10 protein-coding genes are annotated in these 11,931 nt (G+C 56.0%); 5 read left to right on the top strand and 5 right to left on the bottom strand.

Annotation, left to right across the window (positions count from 1 at the left end):
- Positions 1–136 precede the first annotated feature (136 nt).
- From D6Z24_RS16895 to D6Z24_RS16905, 3 genes are all read left to right on the top strand, one after another.
- A complete protein-coding gene (locus D6Z24_RS16895) occupies positions 137–895 on the top strand; it encodes a hypothetical protein (protein WP_129127772.1) in 759 nt (252 codons plus the stop codon).
- Positions 896–1,222: 327 nt separating this feature from the next.
- The gene (locus tag D6Z24_RS16900; protein ID WP_129127773.1) at positions 1,223–1,501 is read left to right on the top strand and encodes a YcgN family cysteine cluster protein; all 279 of its coding nucleotides are present in this window, start codon (positions 1,223–1,225) and stop codon (positions 1,499–1,501) included.
- Between the two features lie 339 nt (positions 1,502–1,840).
- Entirely contained in the window at positions 1,841–3,091 is a 1,251-nt protein-coding gene (locus tag D6Z24_RS16905) for a DUF6178 family protein (RefSeq protein WP_129127774.1), read from the top strand.
- 132 nt (positions 3,092–3,223) lie between these two features.
- Here D6Z24_RS16905 and D6Z24_RS16910 read toward each other — a convergent pair whose 3' ends face one another.
- Positions 3,224–3,478 (bottom strand): transposase, encoded by a 255-nt coding sequence (locus D6Z24_RS16910; protein ID WP_407925423.1) that lies wholly within the window; start codon positions 3,476–3,478, stop codon positions 3,224–3,226.
- Positions 3,479–4,144: 666 nt separating this feature from the next.
- Here D6Z24_RS16910 and D6Z24_RS16915 point away from each other — a divergent pair.
- On the top strand, positions 4,145–6,076 hold the full coding sequence (locus D6Z24_RS16915) for a hypothetical protein (protein ID WP_129127775.1): 1,932 nt from the start codon (positions 4,145–4,147) through the stop codon (positions 6,074–6,076).
- A gap of 475 nt (positions 6,077–6,551) precedes the next feature.
- Here the strand turns inward: D6Z24_RS16915 and mtaB are convergent, their stop codons facing one another.
- Positions 6,552–7,844, bottom strand: coding sequence for a tRNA (N(6)-L-threonylcarbamoyladenosine(37)-C(2))-methylthiotransferase MtaB (gene mtaB, locus D6Z24_RS16920; protein WP_129127776.1), 1,293 nt, complete (start codon positions 7,842–7,844; stop codon positions 6,552–6,554).
- 175 nt (positions 7,845–8,019) lie between these two features.
- On the opposite strand from mtaB, the gene D6Z24_RS16925 reads away from it, so the two are divergent.
- The gene (locus tag D6Z24_RS16925) at positions 8,020–8,274 is read left to right on the top strand and encodes a hypothetical protein (protein WP_129127777.1); all 255 of its coding nucleotides are present in this window, start codon (positions 8,020–8,022) and stop codon (positions 8,272–8,274) included.
- On the opposite strand, the gene cysE is transcribed toward D6Z24_RS16925, so the two are convergent.
- The 3 genes from cysE to D6Z24_RS16940 all read right to left on the bottom strand — a co-directional run bounded on the left by cysE (position 8,271) and on the right by D6Z24_RS16940 (position 11,635).
- Positions 8,271–8,939: a serine O-acetyltransferase gene (gene cysE / locus D6Z24_RS16930; protein ID WP_129127778.1), complete on the bottom strand. Its 669-nt coding sequence runs from the start codon at positions 8,937–8,939 to the stop codon at positions 8,271–8,273. The two genes, D6Z24_RS16925 and cysE, sit on opposite strands and share 4 nt — an antisense overlap.
- A gap of 384 nt (positions 8,940–9,323) precedes the next feature.
- Positions 9,324–10,268, bottom strand: coding sequence for a tRNA (adenosine(37)-N6)-dimethylallyltransferase MiaA (gene miaA, locus D6Z24_RS16935; protein ID WP_129127801.1), 945 nt, complete (start codon positions 10,266–10,268; stop codon positions 9,324–9,326).
- Positions 10,268–11,635, bottom strand: coding sequence for a S41 family peptidase (locus D6Z24_RS16940; RefSeq protein WP_129127779.1), 1,368 nt, complete (start codon positions 11,633–11,635; stop codon positions 10,268–10,270). The genes miaA and D6Z24_RS16940 overlap by 1 nt, the downstream gene beginning before the upstream one ends.
- Positions 11,636–11,931 lie beyond the last annotated feature (296 nt).

The raw sequence follows: 11,931 nt of genomic DNA on the forward strand, positions 1-11,931 counted from the left end.
TTGATTTTATCCCGTTCATCCCATTTATCCCTGTTAAATAGGCCTTTGTTTTTGCTTTACTTTGCGACTTTGCGGCTTTGCGTGACAGTGAAGTTTGGTCTTGAATCCCTTTCATACCTGTTAAGTTGAGGATTTTATGAGCTCTATTTTGAAGGCACTGGAGAAGGTAGATGAGTCGCAAAGGCCGAGACGTGCGGCTGGCGGCGGCATCGGCAAGGGACGGGAACGGCGTCCTGCCTGGCTTCTGCCGGCCTGGACGCTTGGCGGTGCCTCAGTTGCCGCTTTGGTCACTTATGCCTTGATGGGAGGCTTTGCGCGTCCGACTGTTGCAGAAGTTCCCGCCAAGGTGGTGCAGCCGCCCGTAGCCGAAAAGCAGCAACCGGTGCAACAGCCTGTTGCGGAACCCGCGACGCAACCGGTCGCCGCACCGGTCGCCAAGGTTGCCGCAAAACCTGTGCAGTCCGTCGCAAAAACTTCGGCCAAACCGGTCGTGCAGTCAACTGTCCCGGCCATGGCCGCAAAGCCGATCGGGAACACCGCGAAGATCGCGGCGGTCGCAACGAAACAGCAAGCGGCAGTTAAGGTCACCCCGGCCGTGCAGAAGGCTCGTCCCGTCTCGAATACCGCTCTTCAGCCGGCGCCCATCGAAACGGCGGCAGTCCCTGCCGTGGTGCCGGAGCCTGCCCCGCAGAAATCCCGTCCGGCGATCCGCGTTTCCGGGATCGCATGGCAAAACAGCAGCGAGGCGAGTTTCGCCATGGTGAACGGGCGTGCCCTTCGGCAGGGCGCCGTGGTGGAGGGGTACAAGGTCGAGCAGATCTACGAAGACAGTGTCCGTTTCTCCAGCAGCAAGGGTAATTCCCTGGTGGTCCCCCTCGGGGCGGGCGAGGATTAAGGCGCAAAGAACAGCACAGCGATTCAAACAGGGATGAAGGGGATAAAAGGGATAACACCTTAAAGGCATAACCGGTGTCACGCCAAGACGCAAAGTCGCAAAGAGAACCAGAAACAAGGATTTTGATTTAACCCCAAGAAGACGTTCGGGTTTTTAGATTTGCTTTGCGCCTTTGCGGCTTTGCGTGACAGTGAAGTTCGGTGTTGTTTTTATCCCGTTCATCCCCTTCATCCCTGTTAAATAAGCCTTTGTTTTTGCATTGTCTTACTTTGCGGCTTTGCTCTTTGCGTGACAGAGATTTTGGGTTTGAAAGGAAGGGGAGATAAAATGTCGGCGCACGAGATGGACCAGGCGCAGTGGGAGGCGCTGTGTGAGCAGTGCGGGCTCTGCTGCTTTGAAAAGATTGAGGACGAGGACGGCAGGATCCTGTTCACCTCGACTCCCTGCCGTTATCTGGACATAACGACCAGGCGCTGCAAGATCTACAAAAAGCGCTTCAAGGTCTTTCCCGAATGCGTGCAGCTGACCCCGGAACTCGTAAAAGAGTTGAAGTGGCTGCACAGAAGCTGCGGCTACAAGAAGGCCATGCGCAAAGGGATTCTTTGATAAAATCTAAACCTGTGACACGCAAAGACGCAAAGACGCAAAGTACAACCAAAAACTAAACAACATTTAACAGGGATGAAGGGGATGAAAGGGATAAAACCAAGGCAAAATTCAATGTAACGCAAAGACGCAAAGTCGCAAAGGAAAACCTGACAAATAAAAGACTTTGGGGCTCACCCAAGATCTTTAGTTTGTTTCTGCTGTCTTTGCGCCTTTGCGACTTTGCGTTACAAGAGGTTTTACGCCTTTATCCCGTTTATCCCCTTCATCCCTGTTTGAATAGGTTCTGTTTTGTCTTTTTCCCGTGTTTGATCTTAAAGAATAGGAGTTGTTTTAGAAATGGCAGATATGAACCACGCAGTAGCAGTCAGACTTTCGGAAGCTGATTTCCAGGCGCTTTCCCTTCCGCAGAAAACCCAGTACCTGAAAACCCGGTCCGGCAAGGAGAAGATGGACCTGATCCTCGCCGACTCCGATGCGAGAAGGCTCGCCGCTTCTCTGGAGTCGCAGGAGTTCTTCTGGCTCATCAAAGAAGTGGGCGAGGTCGACGCGGTGGAGCTCCTGCGTCTTGCTTCGGCCCAGCAGTGTGTCTTCATCCTCGATATGGAACTCTGGGACGGCTGGACTTTCTCGGCGGATCGCGCCTGCCACTGGCTTACCTACTTCATGGAAGGTGGCGAGCCGCGCGTTCACGAACTGCTGAAGCATCTGGACTTCGAGCTTTTGCAGCTCTTGCTGAGCCGGGAAATCACGGTGGGAGGCGGCATCGGCGATCAGGGCAACGACGAGGAGCGTCTGGCGGACTACGACCACACCTTCGACGGCGTCTTCATGGTCAGTTTCAAGAACCCGCAGCACAGCCAGTTGATCGGCTCGTTTCTCTCCATGCTGATCAAGTTGGACAACCCGCTCTATACGGCGCTCATGGAAGGGGTGAAAGGGGATATCGACCTGGAGTTGGAGGAGCAGTGCCAGCGTTTCCGCACCGGAAGGCTGCAGGATCTCGGGTTCCCCCCGCTTGAAGAGGCGCTGTCGATCTACGCCCGCGTGCATCCGGACCACTTCCAGCTGGAGGGAGGGAAAGAGCTTGTCTCGGCGGGGGAGGGGGGGCACCTGATCCCGGTTGCCGCCGACGAAGGGACGCTCTTCGCGCGCGCCTTGAACCGCGCCGGCTCGGAGATCGTCTACCAGGAGCTGAACTACCTCGTGAACAGTGCGCTGGTCGCCGAAGGAGAGGCGTTCCACGAGCCGGAGTCGATGCTTGCGGTGATGCACCGGGTGTGCGGCTACCTGAACATCGCGCTGGAGAAGGTCGCCGCCGGTGACGAGGAGGCGGCGGCGCGCATCCTGGTCGAGGAGGAGTTGAGGAGGCTGTTCCAGCTTGGCTACAGCATCGTGCTGCAGCTGAAGTTCGCCGGACGGGACGTGGAGAGTGAGGACTATGCCACGGCGAAACTGCTTGCCGGGCTTAAGACGAAGCGTCCGCGTTACTACCGCGGGCTCGATGAGGATGGCATCGACGGGTACCGGGAGTTCCGGGATACCGCCGACGTGCAGCGCGTGGCGGAGTTCATCCAGGCACACCACTAAACCTTGTCACGCAAAGACGCAAAGTCGCAAAGCAAAGCAAAAACAAAGATCTTTTAACAGGGCTGAAGGGGATAAAAAGGATAAAACCTTTAAAAACAAAAAGACTTTGGGGTAACCCAAAATCTTACCTGTTTAGCGTCGTTCTTCAGCTACGACATATGCTGTCGCCGGTATGCCATAGGGGTAGCCATGCAGATAATCCCTCCACAAAGGAGTCTGACATGGCGCAAAATCGGATTCAGTTTTAAAAAATCCTGAGCCTACCACAGTTCTAACTCTATTCTGCCGCCAGTTTATCCAGCGGGTGTACCTGAAAGCGAGATTCTGGATGATACTCGCTAGCAGAGTGTCGGATACCTGGCAGAGCAGATGAACATGGTTGGTCATTAGACAGAAGGAGAGGATCGAATGGCCAAACCTTTCGATCCCCTCCTGGAGAAGCAGGTAGAACTTGTAGCGGTCGCCTTGTCATAGAAGATGTCCTGCCGGTCGTTCCCCCGCAGGATCACATGATAGTAAGCACTTGGGAAATGTATCCGCTGTCGGCAAGCCATTAACCAGAACCAACCTAACTTTGCAACCTTGCAAGCCTGACCCTAGATCCCTAGATCCCCTCGGTACGCAAGTGGGAGGTCGGGGAGAAGAACCATGGCTGCCCCGCGCTCAAGTTGATCAACATCCTTGACCCCAAGGGAATGGAGGTCTTTTTCTGGAAGTCCTCCAATCCCCTAGCTCCTCACCCCCAGCCGTCGAGATCCCCTCTCAGAACCTTATCTTTACATGTCCCCCTCTGGTTAGGTAAGCATCTCATGGTACTATTTATTGAACACGGCGGACGGCGAAACTTTGCTGCTTCGTCTGCCTATGTGTGTGGTGGTGATTGCAGCGAGGAGTTCCTGTGTAAAAGTATTGATCTCGGGCTAGTAACAGTTGGCAGTGCAGAAGGCAAGACCATCGATATATAGGGCAGTATAGGTATTGAGCCGGCGACCGCGGAGATAGAGAAAAAGGACGAGGCCAACCGGCATATCGTTTTAGGTGACGGAGGAAATTATGGCGCAGTGCTTTTTATACGTGATTTTGTCTCTGGTGATGACCTGCAACGGGGCGTTTGCAGCTACCGACACATTCGGCCCTTGGGGGGTGGATGCGAGCGCACCACAATTCAAGGACCTGTCCACCTGTCTGGCCTCTCCCCTTACCTCTGGCAAGACCATCGTCATCGGTAAGCCGATGGCGATCGGCAATATGACCGTAAACGGCAATCGGCAGCTTAAGTTTATTCAGGGGGGACGAATCGACGTCGCAGCCGGCAAAACAGTTACCTTTGCTAGCGATGCGAGCTTGGATGCCGGCATTTTTCAGATCTTTTCGGGTGCGGGTTCAGTTGCTGGATTGAAAGAGTCGCGCCCGGAATGGTTTGGAGCCCCTTACGGTTCGTCAAATTCTGCCCCTGATGCTGGCCCCGCAATACGCGCGGCTATGGCTGCCCTTTCAGACGGAGGCACCCTGTACGTCTCGGGGAAACACGTTTTTCAGACAGCTGATGCCGTTGGTGGCCTCAGCATCCCCAATGGTGTAAACGTAGTATTCGTAAACCGCTGGGTTTCCGGTTTTTACGCTGGGAACCATTTTCCTGCAAAGCCCCTGTTGTATAGCATCGGAGAGAGCACCAAGAGGTTCAACATCACAAACCCGATGCTTCAAAACTTTGGAGATGCCAAGTATTCTCCAGGGACATCCCGCTGCACGGATGCTTTTTACGGCGAGAACGTGGCATCCTCAACCTTTAAGAATTTTACTGCGCTTTATTTCTTCAACGGAACAGGGCTCAAGTTGGATGCTCCCACCGTTGTTACCGCGTATTACAATCTAATTGAGAACCCTTCCATAGTTGCAAAATACGGTGTGAACTTCACCGGTACTGCTGCCGCGAACCAAGCCAATGCTAACACCATACTTGGCGGCGAAATCATCGGCATAGCTAGCTCAGGAGCAGTAAGCGGTGCGGTGTTTAATGGTGGTGTCGGTTCGAACTACATAAGGGGTACGGATATCTCTGGCTCATTCATTGGTCCGGCAATTGTGCTTGATAACTCCTGCAACAATACCATCGACGCAAGGATGGAGTTGAGCCAGAAAGTAGGGGCAAACATCTACTTTGACGAGAAGAACGGATCAAAAGACAACCGAATTAACGTCAATTTGCAGCGACCGATTCGATCCTCATACCTTGCGCCCGGGTCATCTTGGCCCGGACTGACCGACACGGTGCAGAACGTTGTCCTCACCGGTTCACAGGCTGCCTACACAGTCCCCCAATTCCAAGCGACTACAATAGTTATCGAGGTGAGAGATCTCACAGAAGATCTGCGTATCACTCTGCCCAATGCACGCAACATGGTGCAAGGCCAGACCATCAGGGTTATGCGCTCCGGCATCACCGATGACAGCGCCTACACTGTTGTTATCCAACCAAATCCCAATACTTTGATCGATGACGTCTCGAATACCAACCTGTTTGCAGTTTCAGTCGCGCCAAGGAATTCGGCCCTCTTTACCGTTAACACCGCGAGCGCGACATCGGCAAAATACCTTCTCTGGAAAATGCCCGATGCCCTTTCTGCGACTCCCACGCGTGGTTTTTATTCCCGAGGGCAAACCGTTCTTAATTCAGCACCTCACGCTGCTGGAGTGCCCGGGTGGTCATGTGTGTTCAGTAACTCTACGGAATTTTCTGCTGGGGCAAGTGCAGGCTCAACGATGGTAAGTGTGGGGTCAACCGCAGGTGCCGCTGCCGGGGATACAGTAGCTATGTTCCATGGTGACGGTACCCCCGGTTACTACAGCGTCGTGTCGGTAAACAGCGCGTCATCTTTAACAATCACGCCGGCGTTGACCAAAGATGTTGCAAGAGGTTTCCAGAACAGCATGAACACCTTTTTTATCTATCGTTTTAAACCTCAGCCTAACTTAGGGCTTTAAAAGCTATGAAAAGATTGCTCGATGGTGCGACAGGGGTACTGGTGGAGGATGAGTACACTCCCTCCCTCACCATTACAGCAGCAGGCATAAAAAAGAGGAGACTGCTTCAGTCTCCCCTTTGGTTGTCTTTGACCAGCATAAACAATTCGTCAGCCTCAATGAGGATTGCCCTGTACCGCCTTGGAAGAGGTGCCCGACTCTGTTGTGCCGCCAGTTTACCCCAAAAAACATATAATCCTACCTGCGTTATTCAGCTACGACAGATGCATTCGCATGCTTTAGAGCAGTAGTCGCATCTGGTTGCGAGATCCAGTACCGATTCAATCGCCGGTTTTGATCTATGCAGCATGTTCTTCCGATTGCTGGTCGCTGTGATCAAAACCGGTAGGCGGACGGAGGCTTGGCTCAGAGTGGCTGAAGATTATCGCTTGTTTCTGCTTGTCTTCGCGCCTTTGCGGCATTGCGTGACAAAAGTTTATGCCTTTATCCTGCCTATGAGTTCCCCGCCTCTGGTTCCGGTGATCTCCACGTTCACCTCACGGTTCACCATTTCCTCGCTTCCGTCGATCTGCACGGTGAGGTAGTTCCTGGCAAGTCCCCTGCGCCCACCGTCGTCCTTTTGCACCAGTACCTCCAGTTCGCGTCCCACGAACCTGGCGGCATACTCTGCCTTCTTCCGCTCGGAAAGGAGTCTCAGTGCCTCGGCGCGCTCCTTGATGACCTTCGGCTGCACCTGGGCGGCCATGGTGGCGGCGGGGGTGCCGGGACGCTGCGAGAATGGGAAGACATGGAGGTAGGCCAAGGGGAGCGACTCGATGAACGCGAAGGTCTCGGCGAACTCCTGGTCGGTCTCCCCGGGAAAGCCGGCTATGACGTCGGAGCCTATGCAAACGTCGGGGATGGCCGCAACCAGCGCGTCGACGACGCCGCGGAAAAGCTTCGTATCGTAGCCGCGGTTCATCCGGGCCAGCACCCCGTCGGAGCCGCTTTGCAGCGGCAGGTGCAGATGCGGGCAGACGATTTTCGAAACGGACATGAACTCGATCATCTCGGCGGGAACCTCGGTCGGCTCCACCGAGCCTACCCGCAGCCTCTGCACCACTCCCTGCTCTTCGGCGAGCTTCATAAGGCCCAAAAGGTCGGTCGGCGGATCGAGGTCGAGGCCGTAGGCGCCGAGATGAATCCCGGTCAGCACGATCTCCCGGAACCCTTTCGCCGCAAACGCGGCCATACCCTCGAGTGCTTCCGCCGGGGCGACGCTGCGTGAGGCGCCGCGCGCATAGGGGACGATGCAGTAGGCGCAACGGGCGTCGCAGCCGTTTTGCACCTGCAAAAAGGCACGCGTGTGCTCGGCGAAGCTCTCCAGCGGGGTTCTCTCTTTCGACCTCTCCTTCGATATGTCGCTCACCACCGCCTGCGGCTCGTCCTTCAGCCCCTCGATGAAGCCGACGATGTCTTTCTTCTCGGTGTTGCCGAGGATCAGGTTGACGCCGGGGAGTTTCAGGAGATCGTCGCCGGCCATCTGGGCGTAGCAGCCGGTGACCACGACGCGGGCCTCCGGGTTCATGCGGGAGGCGCGTCTGATCAGGCGGCGCGACTCGGCGTCGGTTTTGGCGGTGACGGTGCAGCTGTTGATGACGTAGATGTCGGCCTTCTCGGTGAAGGGAACTAAGCTGTAGCCTTGCTGCTCGAGGGCCTGGGTCATGGCGGCAGACTCGAACTGGTTGATCTTGCAGCCGAGGGTGGTGATGGCTATTTTCTTGTTCATGCAACCTCAAAAGACATATTTAACAGGGATGAAAGGGATGAAGGGGTAAGGCCAAACAACATTTGTAACGCAAAGGAGCTGAGACGAAAAGAAAAAAAGAAACCCAAACCTTTCGTCACGCAAAGACGCAAAGTCGCAAAGAGAATCTTAAAAACGATTTAACAGGGATGAGGGGATGAAAGCGATAAAACCAAAGACAAAAACTTCTGTAACGCAAAGACGCAAAGCCGCAAGGAAAAACAAAGGCAAAAACTCTTTTGAGGGGATGAACGGGATGAAAGGGATGAACCAAAGGCAAAAAGACTTTGGGGGTAACCCAAAATCCTTTGTTTGTTTCTGCTTCTCTTTGCGCCTTTGCGGCTTTGCGTTACAAAAGGTTTTACGCCTTTATCCCGTTCATCCCCTTCATCCCTGTTCGAATCGGTTTTAGCTGATTTTCTTCTTGAGCGCTTCGTGCTCGGCGGCGAGGGCGTTGTACTTCCTTTCCAACTCGCGGATCTGGTCGAAGAGGCAGGAGATCGCCTTCGCCTCGGGGTCCGGCATCTTGCCGTGCTCGAGGTCGGGGCGGTCCTGCGGCTTTTCGGTGGCCATGACGACGCGCCCGGGTATGCCGACGACGGTGGAGTTGGGGGGGACTTCCTTCACGACGACGGAGTTGGAGCCGACCTTGCTGTCCTTTCCAACGGTGAAGGGGCCGAGGATCTTCGCTCCGGAGCCGATGACGACGTTGTCCATGAGGGTGGGGTGACGTTTCACCTTTTCCCAGCTGACGCCGCCCAAGGTGACGCCGTGGTACAGGGTCACGTTGTCGCCGATCTCGGCGGTCTCGCCGATCACGACGCCCATGCCGTGGTCGATGAAGAAGCCTTTGCCGATCTTCGCACCGGGGTGGATCTCGATGCCGGTGAAAAAGCGCCCGAAGTGGGAGGTGAGGCGTCCCAGGAAGTAGAAGTCGTGGATCCAGAACCAGTGCGCCACCCGGTGGAACCAGAGAGCGTGCAGTCCCGGGTAACAGAAGATCACCTCGAGCACGCTTCTTGCCGCCGGATCCCTGTCAAAGACTGCCTTTATGTCTGATTTCAACCTTGCAAACATCGGTTTCCTCCCTGGTTTCATGTCTTTTTGTCGTAGCATACCACACCGATTACGTCAATAATTTACATGAAACCTGAGAACAAAATCATCTCACGCGAAGACGCAAAAACGCAGAGCAAAGAAGAAAACCATATTTAACAGGGATGAAGGGGATGAAAGGGACAACACCTAAACAAACCATCTGTAACGCAAAGACGCAAAGACGCAAAGGAAAACCAAAACTAAGGCTTATTGACAGGGATGAAGGGGATAAAGGGGATAAACCAAAGGCAAAAAGACTTTGGGATTAAACCAAAATCTTTTGTTTCTGCCAGTCTTTGCGCCTTTGCGTCTTTGCGTGACAAGATCTTCGCTTTGTTTTTGATTTTATCCCGTTTATCCCCTTCATCCCTGTTCGAATCGGTTTTGTTCGAATCGGTTTTGCAGCAGTTCGAGTGCTTCGTTTAGCGGGTCCGCCGCTCCCTCCACCCAGTGGATCACGGTGCCGCGGCTTTGCATCTTCTTGAACCAGTTCTCCTGCTTCTTGGCAAAATCGTGGATGGCTGCGTTCAGCTTCTGAAACATGTCGTTCCGGGAGAGCTCTCCCTTAAGGTACCGGGCGAGGTAGCGGTACTCAAGACCGTAAAACTCGAGCCGCTCCCAACTCGTCCCCGCCTCGTGCAGGCGGCGCACCTCCTCGACCATCCCGGCTTCCATGCGCTCCTTGAGCCTGCGGGTGATCCGCTCCCTTATCAGGGCTCGATCCCAGCGGATGCCGATGGTGAACGGCACGATGTCGGGCCACGGCTCACTTTTCTCGCCGTCATGCTCGGCGATCTCGATGGCACGGACGAGGCGGCTGCGCTCGGTAAGATCGGTGGTGTTGTGCAGGGTGGGGGTGGCGCGGACGAGCCTCTCGGCCAGCTCTTCCATGGAAAGAGGCGCAAGCTCTTCCCTAAGCGCCGGGTTTTCCGGAACCTCGGCCAGGCGATAGCCGCGCAGCACGCAGTCGAGGTACATGCCGCTCCCCCCCACCAGGATCGGGAGTTTGCCGCGCTCCGAAATCTCGGCAAAGCACGCGAGGAAGTGACGCTGGAACTGGAACAGGTTGAACTCGGAGCCGGGGGGGGCCACGTCGATCAGGTGGTAGGGGGTCCCTTCGTACTCGTGCAGGTCCTTGCCGGTGCCTATGTCCATGCCGCGATACACCTGGCGCGAATCGGCGGAAATGATCTCACCGTCCAACCTGTCGGCCAACTGCACCCCAAGCCGCGTCTTTCCCGAGGCGGTGGCCCCGAGGATGACCAGCAGGTTGGGGCGGCCGGGCGTCTTGCTGCTGCCGGATACCATCAACGGACGGCGCTCTTTTGCAGTACGTTGACCCCTTGCAGCAGGTCGAGGGCGCGAGCGAGCTGATTGTCCTTTTGCAGAAGCTCCTCGTTGCTTAGCTCCTGACTCTTGCCGTTACCGCGGGAGGGGATTTGCTGCGGCGCGGTTTTTTTCGGCGCCGCAGGGGTCGGGGTGGCCGCCTCGGGAACCTCATCCATGTGCCCGTCCAGGTCCCGCTCGCGGAGATCGGCCTCCTTCTCCTTCTTGAGCGCCGGTTTCACAGCGAACTCGACGACGATGTCGGGGGTGATCCCCTTTGCCTGTATGGAACGCCCGTTCGGGGTGTAGTAACGTGCGGTGGTGAGCTTCAGCCCGTCGCCGTTGTTGAGGGTCATCACCGACTGCACGCTTCCCTTTCCGAAACTCTGCGTTCCCATGATCACGGCGCGTTTGTGGTCCTGCAGCGCGCCGGCGACGATCTCGGAGGCGCTCGCGCTGCCACCGTTTATGAGCACCACCATCGGGTAGTTCGGCTCCTTCTTGCCTATCGTGGCGGTGAGCGTGTTGGTCATCCCGGGCTCGCGCCCTCTGGTGCTGACGATGTCGCCGTTGCCTAGCCCCTCGCCGATGAAGCGGTCGGCTACGCGGTAGGCCTGATCCACGAGTCCGCCGGGGTTGTAGCGCAGGTCAAGCACGAGACCTAAGAGGGGTCCTCCGTTGTCCGCGGCCAGGGTCTTCAGGGCTCTCTCGAAGTCCTCGCCGGTCCTTTCCTGGAACTCCGCGATGCGCAGGTAGCCGTAACCGGGTGCGATGAGACGCGCCTTGAGGCTCTTGGTCTTGATGATGGCGCGGGTGAGGCGGAAGGTTAAGGGTGCCGCGGCCCCCTCTCTCTCTATGGTCAGGGTGACCGTCGTGCCCGGTGTGCCGCGCATCCGGTTCACGCACTCGTTGATGGGGAGATCCTTAGTCGGCTTGCTGTCGATGAGGGCGATGTGATCGCCGGACAGGATGCCTGCCTTGAAGGCCGGGGTGTCCTCGATGGGTGCGTTGACCATGAGCTTGCCGTTACGCATGTCCAGCTCGATTCCCACGCCGCCGAAGGCACCGGCCATGTGCACCTTCATTTCGGAGAAGTCCGAGGCGGGAAGGTACACGCTGTGCGGGTCGAGTGCTGCGAGCATGCCGTTGATGGCGCCGGTCATGAGCTTTTTGTCGTCGACCTTGTCGACGTAGCTCTCTTTGACGATGTCCACCACTTCCCTGAACATGGCGAGGTATTCCGCCTCGCTGCGGCGGGCACGCTCTTCCTTGTCGAGAAGCGGTGCGAGGAAGAAGATGGAAGCGAGGAGGGCGGCGACGGCCGATATGACGAAACCTTTTTTCAGCATTAAGGTGGGCCCTTGCTAGTTTTCGGGATGAAACGGCGACTGTTACTGTAATTTTTGCGAGGGGCGTTGTCAAGAATTCCGGGGAGGCTAATGCATGAACTACGAAGCGCCGTACTTGAACTTGCGCTCCCCCCTGTCCGACCGAGGCAAATCCCCCCTGTCCCCCCTTTGTATAGACCGGAGTCAAGGGTGACAGTCGTTCGGAGACATGGGTGACACTTTTTTATCGCCGATCCGGATCTCCCGGAGCTTATGGTGGCAGTAGTAAATTAAAAATGTTCCGTCCTGATCCGTGG

The organism is Geomonas oryzae, from assembly GCF_004117875.1.
Classification (GTDB): domain Bacteria; phylum Desulfobacterota; class Desulfuromonadia; order Geobacterales; family Geobacteraceae; genus Geomonas; species Geomonas oryzae.